General features: G+C 68.6%; 12 protein-coding genes. 7 read left to right on the top strand and 5 right to left on the bottom strand.

Translation table 11 applies throughout. The features are described 5' to 3' along the window. The gene (locus P7644_RS01425) at nucleotides 1-1,197 is read right to left on the bottom strand and encodes an ABC transporter substrate-binding protein (RefSeq protein ID WP_404301237.1); all 1,197 of its coding nucleotides are present in this window, start codon (nucleotides 1,195-1,197) and stop codon (nucleotides 1-3) included. Between the two features lie 192 nt (nucleotides 1,198-1,389). On the opposite strand from P7644_RS01425, the gene P7644_RS01420 reads away from it, so the two are divergent. Continuing rightward, nucleotides 1,390-2,163 (top strand): ferredoxin--NADP reductase, encoded by a 774-nt coding sequence (locus P7644_RS01420; RefSeq protein ID WP_404301236.1) that lies wholly within the window; start codon nucleotides 1,390-1,392, stop codon nucleotides 2,161-2,163. 139 nt (nucleotides 2,164-2,302) lie between these two features. Here P7644_RS01420 and P7644_RS01415 read toward each other — a convergent pair whose 3' ends face one another. Together P7644_RS01415 and P7644_RS01410 are read right to left on the bottom strand one after the other, a co-directional pair. Beyond that, on the bottom strand, nucleotides 2,303-3,067 hold the full coding sequence (locus tag P7644_RS01415) for a glycine zipper 2TM domain-containing protein (RefSeq protein WP_404301235.1): 765 nt from the start codon (nucleotides 3,065-3,067) through the stop codon (nucleotides 2,303-2,305). Between the two features lie 125 nt (nucleotides 3,068-3,192). Next, on the bottom strand, nucleotides 3,193-4,089 hold the full coding sequence (locus P7644_RS01410) for a YihY/virulence factor BrkB family protein (RefSeq protein WP_404301234.1): 897 nt from the start codon (nucleotides 4,087-4,089) through the stop codon (nucleotides 3,193-3,195). Nucleotides 4,090-4,172: 83 nt separating this feature from the next. On the opposite strand from P7644_RS01410, the gene P7644_RS01405 reads away from it, so the two are divergent. Genes P7644_RS01405 through P7644_RS01395 form a run of 3 tightly spaced genes read left to right on the top strand, consistent with a single transcriptional unit; the run spans nucleotide 4,173 to nucleotide 9,441 of the window. Continuing rightward, nucleotides 4,173-4,700, top strand: coding sequence for a shikimate kinase (locus P7644_RS01405; protein ID WP_404301233.1), 528 nt, complete (start codon nucleotides 4,173-4,175; stop codon nucleotides 4,698-4,700). 17 nt (nucleotides 4,701-4,717) lie between these two features. Next, the gene (locus tag P7644_RS01400) at nucleotides 4,718-8,791 is read left to right on the top strand and encodes a Pls/PosA family non-ribosomal peptide synthetase (RefSeq protein ID WP_404301232.1); all 4,074 of its coding nucleotides are present in this window, start codon (nucleotides 4,718-4,720) and stop codon (nucleotides 8,789-8,791) included. A 53-nt stretch (nucleotides 8,792-8,844) separates the two neighbouring features. Further along, on the top strand, nucleotides 8,845-9,441 hold the full coding sequence (locus P7644_RS01395) for a 4'-phosphopantetheinyl transferase superfamily protein (RefSeq protein ID WP_404301231.1): 597 nt from the start codon (nucleotides 8,845-8,847) through the stop codon (nucleotides 9,439-9,441). On the opposite strand, the gene P7644_RS01390 is transcribed toward P7644_RS01395, so the two are convergent. Further along, a complete protein-coding gene (locus P7644_RS01390; RefSeq protein WP_404301230.1) occupies nucleotides 9,414-10,082 on the bottom strand; it encodes a GntR family transcriptional regulator in 669 nt (222 codons plus the stop codon). The two genes, P7644_RS01395 and P7644_RS01390, sit on opposite strands and share 28 nt — an antisense overlap. A 185-nt stretch (nucleotides 10,083-10,267) precedes the next feature. On the opposite strand from P7644_RS01390, the gene P7644_RS01385 reads away from it, so the two are divergent. The 3 genes from P7644_RS01385 to P7644_RS01375 are packed head-to-tail and all read left to right on the top strand — an operon-like array spanning nucleotide 10,268 to nucleotide 13,663. Further along, nucleotides 10,268-11,704: an aldehyde dehydrogenase gene (locus P7644_RS01385; protein WP_404301229.1), complete on the top strand. Its 1,437-nt coding sequence runs from the start codon at nucleotides 10,268-10,270 to the stop codon at nucleotides 11,702-11,704. A 30-nt stretch (nucleotides 11,705-11,734) separates the two neighbouring features. After that, nucleotides 11,735-12,637: an NAD(P)-dependent oxidoreductase gene (locus P7644_RS01380; RefSeq protein ID WP_404301228.1), complete on the top strand. Its 903-nt coding sequence runs from the start codon at nucleotides 11,735-11,737 to the stop codon at nucleotides 12,635-12,637. 45 nt (nucleotides 12,638-12,682) lie between these two features. Next, the gene (locus tag P7644_RS01375) at nucleotides 12,683-13,663 is read left to right on the top strand and encodes a tripartite tricarboxylate transporter substrate binding protein (protein WP_404301227.1); all 981 of its coding nucleotides are present in this window, start codon (nucleotides 12,683-12,685) and stop codon (nucleotides 13,661-13,663) included. 56 nt (nucleotides 13,664-13,719) lie between these two features. On the opposite strand, the gene metH is transcribed toward P7644_RS01375, so the two are convergent. Next, a complete protein-coding gene (gene metH, locus P7644_RS01370) occupies nucleotides 13,720-16,464 on the bottom strand; it encodes a methionine synthase (protein ID WP_404301226.1) in 2,745 nt (914 codons plus the stop codon). Nucleotides 16,465-16,492 lie beyond the last annotated feature (28 nt).

The following is a 16,492-nucleotide window of genomic DNA, read 5'->3' as shown; positions in this document are numbered from 1 at the left end:
TCAGGGTGCGGCCGGCCGCAGCTTCTTCACCTCGGCATCGGACGGCTGGAACTTCGCGCCATCCATGTACTTGAAGTTCACCATCACCCCCTTGCCGCCATACAGGCCGGTCTTGCCCACATAGGCGCCCATGGTGGACTGGTGGTCCTGCGCGCGGTAGGTGATGGGGCCGAAGGGCGTGCGCACCTCCAGGCCGCGGAAGGCGGCGATGAGCTTCTCGGTGTCGGCGCTGCCGGCCTTCTTCAGCCCCGCGGCGATCGACTGGATGGCGTTGTAGCCCACCACCGAGCCGGCGCGCGGGTAGTCCTTGAAGCGCTTGCGATAGGCGGTGGCAAAGGCGTCGTGGTCGGGCGTGAAGATGGCGTACCAGGGGTAACCGGTGACCACCCAGCCCAGCGGCACCTCGCCCTTGAGCGGGTCCAGGTACTCGGGCTCGCCCGTCAGCAGGCTGACCACGCCCTTGCCCTGGAACAGGCCGCGCGTGTTGCCCTCGCGCACGAACTTCGCCAGGTCGGCCGCGAACAGCACGTTGAAGATGGCGTCGGGCTTGGCATCCTGCAGCGCCTGCACCACGCTGCCCGCGTCCACCTTACCGAGCGGCGCGGCCTGCTCGGCGACGAACTCCACGTCGGGCTGCGCTTCCTTGAGCAGCCGCTTGAACGTGGCCACGGCCGACTGGCCGTACTCGTAGTTGGGGTAGACGATGGCCCAGCGCTTCTTCTTCATGGCCACGGCCTCGGGCACCAGCATGGCCACCTGCATGTAGGTCGAGGGGCGCAGGCGGAAGGTGTAGCGGTTGCCGTGCTCCCAGACGATCTTGTCGGTGAGCGGCTCGGCCGCGAGGAAGAAGCGCTTCTTCTGCTGCGCATAGTCGGTCAGCGCCAGGCCCACGTGCGACAGGAAGCTGCCCATGAGCACGTCCACCTTCTCGCGCGCGATCAGTTCCTCGGCCGCGCGCACGGCGTCCGCCGGGTTGCCGTTGTCGTCGCGCGTGACGAGCACCAGCTTGCGGCCGCCCACGCCGCCGGTCAGGTTGATCTGCGCCAGGGCCAGCTCCATGCCCTTTTTGTAGGGCTCCAGGAACGCCGGCTGGGCCTTGTAGCTGTTGATCTCGCCGATGGTGTAGACGTCCTCGGCCTGGGCCGCGCCCAGGCCCCAGGCCAGTGCCGCCACCAGGGCGGTAAAGCGTTTGTGCATGATGGATCCTTTGCCGCAAGTCAGTCGCCGGGGAAGGCGACTGTACCGCCGGGCCGAGTTTGCCCGACAATATACGGGTTTGCCCGCACGACGAGCGCGCCGCACATTTCGGCTTATGCCCGATAGAAATAACAAAACGGCGAAACTTGCCAGAACCGCGTTGTCCCTGTTTTCAAACCTTCCTGTCCATCCATGAGCGCATTCCACGAAGAGCGAGTCCTGTCGGTGCACCACTGGACCGATCGCCTGTTTTCCTTCACCACCACGCGCGACCCGGCGCTGCGGTTCTCCAACGGCCACTTCACCATGATCGGGCTGAGGGTGAACGACAAGCCGCTGTTGCGCGCCTACAGCATCGTGAGCGCGAACTACGAGGAGCACCTGGAGTTCCTGTCCATCAAGGTGCCCGACGGCCCGCTGACCTCGCGCCTGCAGCACATCCAGGTGGGCGACCACATCATCGTCGGCAAGAAGCCCACGGGCACGCTGCTCATCGACTACCTGCTGCCGGCCAAGCGCCTGTATCTGATGTCCACGGGCACCGGCCTGGCGCCGTTTCTGAGCGTGATCCGCGACCCCGAGACCTATGACAAGTTCGAGCAGGTGATCCTGATCCACGGCGTGCGCCAGGTGGCGGAGCTGGCCTACCACGACTACCTCACCAAGGAACTGCCGCAGCACGAGTTCCTGGGCGAACTGGTGACCAAGCAGCTCAAGTACTACCCCACGGTCACGCGCGAGCCCTTCAAGCACCAGGGCCGCATCACCGACCTGATCGAAAACGGCAAGCTGGCCGCCGACCTGGGCCTGCCCGCGCTCAACCCGCTGGAAGACCGCGTGATGCTCTGCGGCAGCCCGGAGATGCTGGCCTCGCTCAAGACCCTGCTGGAGCATCGCGACTTCGAGGAAGGCAACACCACGCGGCCGGGCGATTTCGTCATCGAACGCGCCTTCGTCGAAAAATAAGGCCGCTCTTACTCCTTCCCCCCCTGGGGGAAGGTGGGGATGGGGGCAGGAGCGCCGGCATCTTGCCGGCATCCCAGTTCACGCGTCGCTGGCCCCCTCCCCAGCCCTCCCCCAGAGGGGGAGGGAGCGCAGCGGGGCCTCAATACCCCCTGTCCACCACCCGCACGGGCTGCTGGGTGCCGGCGCCCCCCGCATCGCCACTGCCATCGTCCACACGCCAGCTCTTGCCCTGCACGCGCACCGGCGTGCCCTCGGCCAGGGGCTGGGCGCGCGTGAAGCTGCGCACCGAGCCGTCCTGCATGCGCACGCGCATCTGGTAGACGGTGGTGCTGCGGGCGCGCTCCTCCACCTTGTGGCCCACATAGCCGCCGCCCACGGCGCCCAGCACCGTGGCGGCCGTGCGGCCCGAGCCCTTGCCGACCTGGTTGCCCAGCACGCCGCCGAGCACGCCCCCGGCCACCGCGCCCAGGCCCGTGGCGGGGGCCGCCTGCTCGATGGCCCGTACCGACTCCACGCGCCCGCAGCTGGCGCAGGCCGGCGCCGCGGGCCGGCCCTGGGCGGCGGGCTGCAGGTAGGGATCGGCCTGGCGCACGGGTGCGCGCTCGGGCGGCAGCGGCGGCTGCGCGTAGGCCTGCGGCGGGGCACTGCGCATCGCTCTCGAATCAGGAGCTGTCAACGCTTGCTGCATGGGCGCCTGAGGCGTTTTTTCATTGATGATCTCGGACTCCGGCGTGCGCGGTGCGGCGGCCTGGGCCGCGGGCGGCGCGTCGCCGCGCGGGCTCTGCGCCAGCAGCGTGCCGCCCAGGGCCAGCACGCTGACGCCGAGCGCGCCCACGGCGGCCCAGAGCCATTTCACGCTGGCCGCGGGCTGGGCCGCGGCGGCGGGGGTGGTTGCGGGGTTCATGAAGCCCTCCTGTGTTGTTGGTACGAGGCGCGCATGCCCGGACGCCGGGCCATGCGGAAGCTGGCGAGGCTACCCTGGCCCCGGCTTCACAATTGCGCGGCGGCTGTAACGGTCGTAAACAGCGGTCACCCTGGCGCGCCTCCCGCGCGCGCCTCCTCCAGCGCCCGTGCGCAGCTGGCACCAAACAGCAGCACCGCCGATGAAAAGTAGATCCACATCAGCAACACCACCAGCGAGCCCGCCGCCCCATAGGCCGAGACCACGGCCGCCCGCGTCAGGTACAGCGCCAGCAGCTGCTTACCCACGGTGAACAGCACCGCCCCCACCGCGGCGCCGAACAGCAGGCAGGGCAGCGGCGGCTTGGGGCCGCTGCCCATGCGCATCAGCCCCAGGAACAGCAGCAGCAGCACCGCCAAGGACACGGCCTCGTTGAGCAGCTGCAGCAGCAGGCCCGTACCGAACGGCAGCAGGGCACTGGCCCAGGTGGCCAGCATCTTGATGGCCGTGGACAGCACCAGCGACACCAGCAGCAGGAAACCCAGGGCCAGCACATAGGCCAGGCCGCGCAGCCGCAGCGTGGCCATGCGCCACCAGGCCTGGCGCACGGGGGCGCTCTGGCCATGCAGCCACAGCCGCTGCAGCGCCTTCTGCAGCTCGGCAAACACCCCTGTCGCGCCCAGCAGCAGCAGCACGAAACCGGCCACCGAGGCCAGCCGGCCCTGCGCCGGCGCCTGGGCGCTGGCCAGCGCCATGCGCACCACCTCGGCGCCGCGCGCGCCCATCACGCCCTGCACCTGGGCGATGAGGCTGCTCTCCAGGTAGGCCTTGTCTATCCACCAGCCCAGCAGGCCCACCAGCAGCAAGAGCAGCGGCGCCAGGCTCAGCATGCCGTAGAACGACATGGCGGCGCTCATGCGCAGGCCGTCCGCGTCCAGCCACAGCTGCACGGCGCGCAGCAGCGGCGCCAGGGGGCGGGTCAGGCGTGCTGCCAGCGAGCGCAGCTTGTGTTGGGTGTCAGGCATGGGGCAATTGTGCGCAAGCCGGCGGGCGGCATGCGCCGGCTCTTACACTCGCCAGTCACCACCCAACTTACGAACCCTCAAGCATGCAAACGCGTTGCGCCCTGGTCGGCATGCCCGGCTGCGGCAAATCCACCGTCGGCCGGCAGCTCGCGCGCCGTCTGGACCTGCCCTTCGTCGACATGGACCAGCGGCTGGAGCAGCAGCTGGGCTGCAGCATACGCAGCTACTTCGAGCAGCATGGCGAGGCCGCCTTTCGCGCGCACGAGGCCGCCCTGCTGGCCGAACTGGCGGCCGAGCCCGGCGCCATGGTGCTGTCCACCGGCGGCGGCGTCGTGCTGCGCCCGGACAACCGCGCCACCCTGCGCCAGGGCTTTTCCCATGTGATGTACCTGCGCGCCTCGGCCGACGACATCTTCAAGCGCCTGCGCCACGACCGCACACGCCCGCTGCTGCAGGTGGCAGACCCGCTGGAGCGCCTGCGCGAGCTCTACCGCGCGCGCGACCCGCTGTACCGCGAGGCCGCGCACTACATCATCGAGACCGGCCGGCCCACGGTGCACACGCTGGTGAACATGATCATGATGCAGCTGGAGATGACACCGGACGGTTGACACCGGGCGCAGCGTCCATGCCATCCTCCCTGCCCATCCTGTACGGCCCCGAGCGGCCCGAGTTGCTGCGCCATGAAATCCTGGCCGACCTGTTCGAGGCCACGGCGGCGCGCCTGCCGGACAAGACCGCCCTGATCGCCGGCGCCGAGCACCTGAGCTACGCCGCGCTCGACGCCGCGGCCGACCGCGCCGCGCACCGGCTCATCGCGGCGGGCGTGCGCCCCGGCGACATGGTTGGCCTGTGGCTGCCGCGCGGCATGGAGCTGCTCATCTGCCAGCTCGCCATCGCCAAGACCGGCGCCGCCTGGCTGCCCTTCGACGCCCAGGTGCCGACCGAGCGCATCGCGGTGTGCCTGGCCGACGCGGGCGCCAAGGCACTATTGGTTTCGGAGCAGCTTGCGCCCGCCATACAAGGCCAGGATGGGATTTCGGCACAAATCCTGACGGCACAGGCGCTGCTCGCGCCGCTGGCGGATACGGTACTGCGCCGGCGCCAGGACGCGCTGCCCGGGCACCCGGCCTACGTCATCTACACCAGCGGCTCGACCGGCAAGCCCAAGGGCATCGCCGTCACACAGGCCAGCATCTGCCACTTTTTGCGCAGCGAGAACGAACGCCTGGGCGTGCGCGCTCAGGATCGCGTGTACCAGGGCTTCTCGGTCGCCTTCGACATGAGCTTCGAGGAGATCTGGATCAGCTACCTGGTGGGCGCCACGCTGTGGCTCGCACCCCAGGAGGTCGCGGGCGACCCCGAGGCGCTGCCGCGCGCGCTGATCGAGAACGACATCAGCGTGCTGCACGCCGTGCCCACGCTGCTGGCGCTGTTCGCGCAGGACGTGCCGAACCTGCGCCTGATCAACCTGGGCGGCGAAATGTGCCCGCAGGCGCTGGTGGACCAGTGGGCCACCCCCGCACGGCGCATGTTCAACACCTACGGCCCCACCGAGGCCACGGTTTCGGCGAGCCTGGCCGAGCTGCACGCGGGCGAGCCCGTGACCATAGGCGAGGCCCTGCCCAACTACGGCCTGATGGTGATCGCCGTCATCGCGCCCGAAAGCATCGTCGATGGCGTCGTGCCGCCCCTCACGCTGCTGCCCTTTGGCGAAACCGGCGAGCTGTGCATCACCGGGCCCGGCGTGGCCGCCGGCTACCTGGGCCGGCCCGAGCTCACGGCGGAAAAATTCCTGCCCAATCCCTGGGCGCGCAACGCGGGCGAAGCCCGCCTGTACCGCACCGGCGACCTGGCGCGCGTGGAATTGAGGGCCGACGGCCGGCCGCAGATGCAATGCCTGGGCCGCGCCGACGACCAGGTCAAGGTGCGCGGCTTTCGCGTCGAGCTCGGCGAGATCGAGGCCGTGCTGGCCGCGCAGCCGGGCGTGGGCACCACCGCCGTGCTGCTGCGCGACGACGGCGGCATGGATCAGCTGGTGGCCTTCTACGTCGCCAGCGGCCAGCCGCCCGAAGCCAGGGCACTGCGCCAGGCACTGCGCCAGGCGCTGGCCGACAAGCTGCCGCCGTATATGGTGCCGGCGCGCTTCGAGGCCCTGCCCGCCATGCCGCGCCTGTCCTCGGGCAAGATCGACCGCAAGCGGCTCAAGAGCCAGGCCCTGACAGCCGCCGAGCCCGACGCGGGCAGCGATGCGCCCGAGACGCCCGCCGAGGCCGTGCTGTTTGCCGCGCTCGCAAAACTCTTTCCGGGCCAGCCCATTCGCCGCGAGCTGGACTTCTTCAACGACCTGGGCGGCCATTCGCTGCTGGCCGCGCGCCTGACCTCGGCGCTGCGGCAGGACGCGCGCTTTGCCCAGGCCACGGTGAGCGACATCTACGGCCAGCGCCGCATCGGCGCCATCGCCCAGGCGCTGGCAGCCGGCATGGTCGATACAGGCGCCGCAGGCACGGCCCGGCCCTTTCTGCTGCACGGCCGCTGGCGCCGCTGGCGCTGCGGCATCGCCCAGGGCCTGGCGATTCCGTTCCTGGTGCTGCTCAACATGGCGCAGTGGCTGGCGCCGTTCTTCACCTACCACTTCTACACCGGCGACCCGGGCGACTCGGTCACGCGCGCCATCGCCATCTCGGTGCTGGCCTTCCTCGGCGCCCTGCTGGCCAACTTCGCCCTGGCCTGGGCCGGCAAATGGCTCATCGCCGCTCGCCTGGCGCCGGGCAGCTACCCGCTGTGGGGCTGGATCTATTACCGCTGGTGGCTGGTGGACCGCCTGCTCGACGCCGTGCCCGTGTACCTGATCAACGGCTCGCCGCTGTACCCGGCCTGGCTGCGCCTGCTGGGCGCGCGCATCGGGCCGGAGGTGGTGCTGGGCTCGACCACGCTGCGCGTGCCGCACCTGGTGACCATTGGCGCGGGCACCAGCATGGGCAACGGCGCCTATCTGGAGAACGCCCGGGTCGAGGGCGGGCGGCTGCACCTGAGCCGCATCGCCATCGGCGCCCAGGCCTGCATAGGCTCCTACACCGTGATCGAGGGCGACACCCGCATCGGCGACTTCGGCCACCTGGAGGGCCAGTCGGCGCTGGCCGCCGGCCAGCACATACCGGCGCGCAAGGTCTGGCACGGCTCGCCGGCGCGCGAGCGCGGCGACTTCGACCCGGCCAGCCTGCCGGCGCGCCCGCCCGTGAGCAGCCAGCGCCGCGCGGCCGAGGCCGCGTTCTTCGCCCTGGCCGCCGTGGCCGTGGCGGTGCTGTTCTTCATGCCGGTGTTCCCCACCTTCATGTTCATCGACTGGCTGGACCTGCCGCAGCTGTCCGTGCGCCCGCTGCTCGACGAGGGCGACATCACCGCCTGGCAGGCCTTCGGCCTGCGCCTGGCCAAATTCTTCCTGCTGGCGCTGCCGGCCAGCCTGGTGTTCATCCTGGCCACCGTGCTGCTGTCGGCGCTGATCCGCTGGGCCTTCCTGCCGCGCATGCGCGCGGGCAGCTGGCCGGTCCACAGCAACCGCTACCTCGCCAAGTGGCTGGTGAACCAGATCCAGGAGGCCAGCCTGGCGGTGCTGCACGGCATCTACGCCACCGTGTATTCGGCCAGCTGGTACCGCCTGCTGGGCGCCCAGGTGGGCAAGGAGACCGAGCTGTCCACGGCGCTGGGCGTGGTGCCCGACATGCTGACGCTGGGCGACGGCTGCTTCATCGCCGACGCCGTGATGCTGGGCGACGAGCAGATCGACGGCGGCTGGATGAGCGTGCGGCCCACGGTGGTCTCGCGCCGCAGCTTCGTCGGCAACGGCGCCTACGTGCCCGACGGCACCACCATCCCCGAGGACATGCTCATCGGCGTGCTGAGCACCGTGCCGCGCAATGCCGCCATGCGGCCGGGCGACACCTGGCTGGGCGCGCCGCCCCTGCACCTGCCCGCGCGCGAGCAGGTGACGGGCTTTGCCGAGCACCTCACGTTCGCGCCCTCGCGCTGGCGCAAGCTGGCGCGCGGTACGGTGGAGGCGTTTCGCATCGCCGTGCCGCACGCACTGGTCATCGCCGCCGGCTATGCCATCGTGCTGGACGCCATGCCGCTGGCCGAGGAGGGCCGCTGGGCCGCCGTGGCGCTGGACCTGGCGCTCAGCGGCGTGCTGTTCGGCATGGCCACGCTGGGCTTCGTGGTGCTGTTCAAGTGGCTCGTCATGCGCCGCTACGAGCGCCGCGCCATGCCCATGTGGACGCCCTTCGTCTGGCTCTCCGAGGCCGCCACCAACCTGTACGAGGGCGTGGCCGTGCCCTGGTTCCTGCGCTACCTGCGCGGCACGCCCTGGCTGAACGACGCGCTCAGGCTGCTGGGCGCCGACATCGGCCGCGGCGTGTACCTGGACACCACCGACCTCACCGAGTTCGACTGCGTGCACATCGGCGCGCACAGCGAGCTCAACGCGCGCTGCTGCCCGCAGACACATTTGTTCGAGGATCGGGTGATGAAGATCGACCATGTGCGCATCGGCCGCCGCGTCACGCTGGGGCCGCGCTGCACCGTGCTGTACGGCGCGCAGGTGGGCGACGATGCGCAGCTGGGGCCGCTGACGCTGGTCATGAAGGGCGAGCAGATACCGGCCGGCACGCGCTGGCATGGCCTGCCGGCGGCGCCGTGGCGCTGAGGCCATCGCGTTTTACTTCCTCCCCCTCTGGGGAAGGAGCAATACCCCCGCGCGTGCTGGCAGTCGCTACCCGCCTGCCCCATGCCGCCACGCCGGCACAGGAACGCGACCATGCGCGCGCCCTGGCCCGCGCCGCGCTGACACGGGCGCTGGCCGTGCACCTCGGTTGCACGCCGCAGGCGCTCAGCGTGAGCGAGGTGCGCGGTATGCCGCCGCGCCTGGCCTGGACCGCTGGCGGCGCCGCGGCACTGGACGCGATCGGCCTGTCGATCAGCCATGCGCCCGGCCTGTCGCTCGCTGCCTGGTGCCCGCATGGCGCGGTGGGCGTGGACGTGCAGGCCGTGCCGCGCACGGCCGGGCGCGCCGAGCTATGGCGCACGGCGGCCCTGTTCTTTGGACAAAATCAGCTTGAAACGCTTGACAGGCAAGCGTTAACAGCTCCTTTTTTTGAAGTATTTGCACGCCACTGGGCGGCGCACGAGGCGGCGTTCAAGTGTGTGGGCCTGGCCCTGGCCGAATACTCGCCGGCCGTGGCCGCGCGGCTGGCCGGGGTGCGCGTGGCCGCCCTCCACCTGCCGGGCTGGGCCGGCTCCGATCTGGTGGCGGCGCTGGCGTGGCGGACTCAGCGCGAAAGGTATTTCTCAGCGTAGATCTGCCACGCCGGACGCATGTGACCGAGCACCAGCTCCACCAGCCGCGGGCGGTCCGCATCGACAAGCGCCTGCACCATTTGCGCATGCTCCGCGCAGGCACGCTCCAGCGCCTGGCGGTCGGCGATGGCATAGGCGCGCGCCGGAAAGCTGAGCCAGTCATGCAGGCGGATGGATTCGGCGATATAGGGGTTGAGGCACAAGCCGTAGAACAGGCGGTGAAAGGCCATGTTCGTCCGATGGATGGCGATCAGATCTCCCGAGGCGGCCGCCTGCGCATGGGCCTGTGCGGCGGCACGCACGGGCTCAAGGCGATGCTCCTCCACCGGCAACAGCAAAGCCTCGACGGCGGCGCGATGCAGCACAGCGCGGAAATGGTATAGGTCCTCCAGGCTCTGCGCGTCAAAGCGCCGGATGCGCGCGCCCAGATGCGGCGGCTTGACCACCACGCCCAGGCGCTGCAACTCGGTCAACGCGGCACGCACCACATGGCGTTTGGCGTTGTAGTCCTCCATCAGGTGGTCTTCGATAAGCCGGGTGCGCGGCAGGATGATGCCGCGAATGATGTCGGTCTCTATGGCTTCAATGACCGCGGCGACTTGCGGGGAAAGTTCGGCCTGAGGGAAGACTCCCGCGTCCATGGCTGACTGCCGGTTTTTGCTCATTTTGGATTACCCGATGACTCTGGCGCAGGCGCTGTACCGAGCGCCTGCGCCCCCTATTTTTATCAATATTCCCATCGCCCGAATCGGCGACAACGTGCCTGTTGAACTTGCGCAAGGAGCTTTCTAGACTGCCGCACGAATTTCAACTTTGGACCCTCATCATGGCCCCGTCCCCCGACTCTAGCGAGCTCATCAGCACCAACCCCGCCAACGGCGAGGAAATCGCTCGCGTCGCCGTCACCTCGGCAACCGAACTCAATGCCGCCATCGAGCGCGCCTGGCAAGCCTTTCACCATTGCGGCTGGAAGTCCCTGCTGCCGCATAAGCGCGCCCTGGTGCTGCACGCCATTGCCGACGGGCTGGCCGCCGAGAAGGAGTCGCTGGCCCAGCTGCAGATGCAGGACAACGGCAAACCACTGGGCGAGTGCCGCGGCATGGTGGACTCGGCCATAGGAACATTTCGCTACTACGCCGGCGTGTGCGAAACGCTGGAGACCGATGTGACGCCGGCGCGCGGCGACTATGTGTCGTTCACCGTGCTCGAGCCCTTCGGCGTGGTCGCTGCCATCACGCCCTGGAACTCGCCGATCATGAACGACGCGACCAAGGTCGCGCCCGCGCTGGCCGCAGGTAACGCCGTGATCCTCAAGCCCTCGGAAGACTCGCCGCTGCTGGCCCCCGAACTGGCTCGCATCGCACTGGCCGCCGGCCTGCCCAAAGACCTGCTGCAGGTGGTGCAGGGCCGCGGCTGCGATGTAGGCGCGGCCCTGGTGGCCCACCCTGGCGTGCGCATGATCTCGTTCACTGGCGGCACCGTCACGGGGCGCGCCATTGCCCGCGTGGCCGGCGACCGCCTGGTGCCCACGGCGCTGGAGCTGGGCGGCAAGTCGCCGCATGTGGTGTTTGCCGATGCCGACCGCGAACATGCCGTGGCCGCCGTGATCGCGGGCATCTTCGGCTCCGCCGGCCAATCCTGCGTGGCCGGGTCGCGCCTGTTCATTGAAGCCAGCATCTATGAGGAGGTGCTGGCCCAGGTGGTCGCGCGCGCCAAGAGCCTGCGGGTGGCCCTGCCCGATGCCGAAGGCGTGGAAATGGGGCCCCTGGCCTCGTTTCACCATCGCGATCGTGTGACCGCCTTCGTGGAGCGCGCGCGCGCCGAGGGCGGGCGCATCCTGTGCGGTGGCGCCATTCCCACCGGAGGCGAATATGACAAGGGCGCGTTCTACCTGCCCACCGTGATCGACGGCCTGCCGGCCACGGCCGCCTCTTGCCAGGAAGAGGCCTTCGGCCCCGTGCTCGTGGCCCTGCCCTTCAAGGATGAGGCAGACCTGATCGCCCAGGCCAACGGCACGGCCTTCGGCCTGGCCTGCGGCATCTGGACCGAGAGCTTCAAGCGCGCCTGGCGCGTTGGCCGCGCCCTGGAGGCCGGCTCGGTCTGGATCAACACCTACAAGCAGTCGGTCACGAGCACGCCTTTCGGCGGCTTCAAGAACAGCGGTGTCGGTCGCGAAAAAGGCATTGACGGCCTGAAGCTATACGCCCAGGTCAAGAGCATGTACTTCGGCCTGCACGCCCAGCCGCTGCCCGTGGCCAAGTAATCCATTTCTTTTTTGCAAGAGAGACACACAATGAGCCAAGCAACTCCCGTGGCCATCTATGGCCTTGGCAACATGGGCTACCCGCTCGCCGAGCGCGTGGGGCGCCATTTCCCGACCCTGGTGTTCGATCTGGACGCGGCGGCGCTGCAGCGCGCCAAGGACAGCTTCAACGCCACGGCGATCACCGCACCCGAAGACCTGAAGGCCACACAGATCGTCGTGCTGTGCCTGCCCAATCCGGCCATTTCACTCAGCGTGCTGCAGCAGATCGCGCCGCAGCTGCCGCGCGGCGCCGTGGTGCTGGAGACCAGCACCGTGAACCCCGAGCACATCCATGCCGAACAAAAGCTGCTCGCCTCGTATGGCATCGACGTGGTGGACGCCTCCATCATGGCCGGCGTGGGCCAGATGGTGGCTGGCACTGCCTCGCTGGCCCTGGGCGGCGACACTGCGGCGATCGCGCGTGCCCAGCCGGTGCTGGACGCCATCACCACCAAACAGGTGTATTTCGGCGCCCAGGGCGCTGGCGCCGCAGCCAAGGTCATCAACAACGCCGTGGCCCACGCCGTGATGATCGTCGTGGCCGAGGCCGGCGCCATGGCCACCGCCGCCGGCGTGAGCTGCGACAAGCTCATCGCCCTGCTGTCGGATGCGCAGATGGGCCTGCAGCGCCCGCTCACCCACCGTTACGCCGAGCGCATCGTCAACGGCAACTATGCCGGCGGCATGCCGCTGGAGGCCGCGCGCAAGGACTCGGTGCTGGCGCTGCAGCTCGCGCAGACACTGGGCGTGCCGCTGTTCGCCATCCAGGGCTCGCACAGCGTGTACGACATGGCGGCCGCGGCAGGCTACGGCCGCGACGACTATGCCGCAGTGGCCAAGCTCTGGGCCGACTGGGGCTGCCCCGCCGTGCCCACCAGGCATCCGGCCTGATTCCCGCCCCTCGATTCCATTGACAAACCTCATTGTGAGAGACACATGAACATCCGCCTCCCCTCCCTCTTCGCCCGCACCCGCCGCACCCTGACCCTGGCCATCGGCGCCCTGGCCATCGGCGCCGCCCCAGCATGGGCCGCCTGGCCCGAGAAACCCATCGAGCTGGTGGTGGGCTTCGCCGCCGGCGGCGGCACCGACATCACGGCGCGCACCCTGGCGCTGTTCCTGGGCAAGCACCTGGGCACCTCGGTCGTGGTGACCAACAAGGTGGGCGCATCCGGCGAAATCGGCCTGGCCTACGTGGCCAAGGCAGCGCCCGATGGCTACGTGATCGGCATGACCAATATGCCGGGCCTGGTGACTCTGCCCATCGAGCGCAAGACGCAGTTCAAGGCCAGCGACTTCTCCTATATCGCCAATCTGGTACGCGATCCCAGCGCCTTCAGCGTGCTGGCCAACAGCAAGTACAAAACGCTGAACGACCTGGTCACCGACGCCAAGGCCCATCCCGGCGAGATCAGCTATGGCTCCACCGGCGTGGGCACCGACGACCACCTGGCCATGGTGCTGTTCGAGCGCCTGACCGGCACCCGCCTGAACCATGTCCCCTACAACGGCGCCGGCCCGCTGCGCACCGCCGTTCTCGGAGGCCATGTCGTGGTCGGCGGCATGAACCTGGGAGAGGTTGCCCCCTTCCAGGAAAAGGTGCGCGTGCTGGCACAGGCCAGCAACGGGCGCTCGGCCCTGGCGAAGGACGTGCCCAGCTTTGTCGAGCAGAGCGTGGGTCTGGTGTTCAACTCCGAGCGCGGCATCGTCGCGCCCGCTGGCATTCCCGCCGACGTGCAGCGCCGCCTGACAGAGGCGCTGCGCGCCATCGCCGCCGACCCCGAGTTCAAGAAACAAATGGCCTCGCAGTTCACCGAAATGGACTACGTCGAAGGCACGGCCTGGAAGGCCCGCCTGGACAAGGCGACGGCCGATTTTGTGAACCTGTGGAAGACCACGCCCTGGTCCGACAAATAAGGCGCGCACCCGCCATCGCCTGCCTCCCGGCCCGCGACGCGCCGGGAGAGGAGTAATCACCCCAGGTTCGGCGCCAGCCTGCGGCGCAATTCCTCGACATCCATGCCGCGCCGCAGCGCCATGTCCTCTACCTGGTCTTCGCCGATCTGCCCGACCACGAAGTAGGTGGCCTGCGGGTGCGCCAGGTAGAAGCCGCTGACGCTGGACGCCGGGAACATGGCCATGCTCTCGGTGAGCTGCATGCCAATCTCGCGTGCCTGCAGGGTGTCGAACAGGGCTATTTTTGCCGTGTGGTCCGGGCAGGCAGGGTAGCCGGGGGCAGGGCGTATGCCCTGGTATTTCTCGGCGATCAGTTCCTCGTTGCTGAGGTTCTCATGCGCGCCATAGCCCCACAGGTCGGTGCGCACGCGGTGGTGCAGGCATTCGGCAAAGGCCTCGGCCAGGCGGTCGGCCAGGCCCTTGAACATGATGCTGCTGTAGTCGTCCAGGGCGTCGAGGAATTCCTTTTCCTTCTTCTCGCTGCCGATGCCGGCCGTCACGGCGAACAGGCCGGCGTAGTCGGCAATGCCCGACTCCTTGGGCGCGACGAAGTCGGCCAGGCAGCGGCTGGGGCGCATCCGGCCCTCGGCGTCCAGCTGTTTTTCGGTCTGCTGGCGCAGGCCGTACCAGGTCATCGCCACCCGGCTGCGCGTTTCGTCGGTATAGAACTCGATGTCATCGCCGACGCGATTCGCGGGGAACAGGCCCATCACGCCATTGGCCGTGAGCCAGCGGCCTTCCACGATTTTCTTCAGCATGGCCTGGCCGTCAGCATAGACCTTGCGCGCCTCCTGGCCCACCACCTCGTCGTCGAGGATGGCGGGAAAGGCGCCGGCCAGGTCCCAGGTCTGGAAGAACGGGCCCCAGTCGAGGAAAGGCACGAGCTCGGCCAGGTCGAAGTTCTTGAACACGCGCCGGCCCAGGGCGCGCGGGGCCACGGGGGCGTAAGTCAGTTGCGTGGCATTGGCGCGCGCCTTGGCGATGGGCCACAGCGGCACCTTCTTCTTTTTGGCGTGCAGCTCGCGCACATGGTCGTAGTCGGCCTGCACCTCGGCCAGGTAGTTGTCCTTGCCCTCGCCCAGCAGGCTTTGCGCCACGCTCACGCTGCGGGACGCGTCGGGCACGTAGACCACGGGGCCGTCGTACTGCGGCGCGATCTTCACGGCGGTGTGCACGCGCGAGCAGGTGGCGCCGCCGATCAAGAGCGGTATCTTCTTGATGCGGAAATGGTCATCCTTGTGCATTTCCGCGGCCACGTACTGCATCTCCTCCAGGCTGGGGGTGATCAGGCCCGACAGGCCGACGATGTCCGCCCCCTCGGCCTTGGCGCGCGCCAGGATCTCGTGGCAGGGCACCATCACGCCCATGTTGATGACCTCGAAGTTGTTGCACTGCAGGACCACGGTGACGATGTTCTTGCCGATGTCGTGCACGTCGCCCTTGACGGTGGCGATCACGATCTTGCCCTTGCTCGACACGTCCAGGCCCGCCGCTTCCTGCTGGCGCTTCTCTTCCTCGATGTAGGGAATCAGGTGGGCCACGGCCTGCTTCATCACACGCGCGCTTTTCACCACCTGGGGCAGGAACATCTTGCCGGCGCCGAACAGGTCGCCGACGATGTTCATGCCGTCCATCAGCGGGCCTTCGATGACGTGCAGCGGGCGCCCGCCCTTGGCCACCACGATGTCCTGGTAGGCCTCCTCGGTGTCTTCGACGATGAAATCGGTGATGCCGTGCACCAGCGCGTGCGACAGGCGCTCGCCCACGGTTTTTGGCGCCTCGGGCGTGCCGCGCCACTCCAGCTTCTTGCTGTCGTCCTTGGCCGCGCCCTTGGCGGCCTCGGCGATCTCCAGCAGGCGCTCAGCCGCATCCGGGCGGCGGTTCAGCACCACGTCCTCCACGCGCTCGCGCAACTCGGGTTCCAGGTCGTCATACACGCCGACCATGCCGGCGTTGACGATGCCCATGTCCATGCCGGCTGAAATAGCGTGGTACAGGAACACGGTGTGGATGGCCTCGCGCACCGGGTCGTTGCCGCGGAAACTGAAGGACACGTTGGACACGCCGCCCGAGACCTTGGCGCCGGGCAGGTGCTGCTTGATCCAGCGCGTGGCCTCGATGAAGTCCACGGCGTAGTTGGCGTGCTCCTCGATGCCGGTGGCGATGGCGAAGATGTTGGGGTCGAAGATGATGTCCTCGGGCGCAAAGCCCACCTCGTCGACCAGGATGCGATAGGCGCGCGCGCAGATCTCGGTCTTGCGCGCAAAGGTGTCGGCCTGGCCTTTTTCATCAAACGCCATCACAACAGCGGCGGCGCCGTAGCGGCGGATCAGTTTGGCCTGGCGCTTGAACTCCTCCACGCCCTCTTTCATGCTGATGGAGTTGACGATGCCCTTGCCCTGCAGGCAGCGCAGGCCGGCCTCGATCACCTCCCACTTGGAAGAGTCCACCATCACCGGCACCTTGGCGATGTCGGGCTCGGAGGCGATCAGGTTCAGAAAACGCACCATCGCGGCCTTGCTGTCCAGCATGGCCTCGTCCATGTTCACGTCGATGATCTGGGCGCCGTTTTCCACCTGCTGGCGCGCCACGGCTAGGGCCTGCTCATACTGCTCGTTCAAGATCAGGCGCGCAAAGGCCTTGGAGCCGGTGACGTTGGTGCGCTCGCCGACGTTGACGAAGAGCGCGCCCTCGCCGATGAAGACGGGCTCCAGGCCCGAAAGACGCATGGGGGGAATGGCGGTAGTGGGGGTCGCAGACATCTCGCTCACCTGTAAAAAAACCCAAGGC

It is taken from the genome of Alicycliphilus denitrificans (assembly GCF_044792555.1).
GTDB classification, from domain to species: domain Bacteria; phylum Pseudomonadota; class Gammaproteobacteria; order Burkholderiales; family Burkholderiaceae_C; genus Alicycliphilus; species Alicycliphilus denitrificans_A.
This window is presented reverse-complemented; position numbering and strand designations above follow the sequence as displayed.

Excerpts from the sequence above, each read along its gene's own strand:
- P7644_RS01425 (WP_404301237.1), bottom strand. The coding sequence starts at position 1,197 with ATGCACAAACGCTTTACCGCCCTGGTGGCGGCACTGGCCTGGGGCCTG.
- P7644_RS01420 (WP_404301236.1), top strand. The coding sequence starts at position 1,390 with ATGAGCGCATTCCACGAAGAGCGAGTCCTGTCGGTGCACCACTGGACC.
- P7644_RS01415 (WP_404301235.1), bottom strand. The coding sequence starts at position 3,067 with ATGAACCCCGCAACCACCCCCGCCGCCGCGGCCCAGCCCGCGGCCAGC.
- P7644_RS01410 (WP_404301234.1), bottom strand. The coding sequence starts at position 4,089 with ATGCCTGACACCCAACACAAGCTGCGCTCGCTGGCAGCACGCCTGACC.
- P7644_RS01405 (WP_404301233.1), top strand. The coding sequence starts at position 4,173 with ATGCAAACGCGTTGCGCCCTGGTCGGCATGCCCGGCTGCGGCAAATCC.
- P7644_RS01400 (WP_404301232.1), top strand. The coding sequence starts at position 4,718 with ATGCCATCCTCCCTGCCCATCCTGTACGGCCCCGAGCGGCCCGAGTTG.
- P7644_RS01390 (WP_404301230.1), bottom strand. The coding sequence starts at position 10,082 with ATGGACGCGGGAGTCTTCCCTCAGGCCGAACTTTCCCCGCAAGTCGCC.
- P7644_RS01385 (WP_404301229.1), top strand. The coding sequence starts at position 10,268 with ATGGCCCCGTCCCCCGACTCTAGCGAGCTCATCAGCACCAACCCCGCC.
- P7644_RS01380 (WP_404301228.1), top strand. The coding sequence starts at position 11,735 with ATGAGCCAAGCAACTCCCGTGGCCATCTATGGCCTTGGCAACATGGGC.
- P7644_RS01375 (WP_404301227.1), top strand. The coding sequence starts at position 12,683 with ATGAACATCCGCCTCCCCTCCCTCTTCGCCCGCACCCGCCGCACCCTG.
- metH (WP_404301226.1), bottom strand. The coding sequence starts at position 16,464 with ATGTCTGCGACCCCCACTACCGCCATTCCCCCCATGCGTCTTTCGGGC.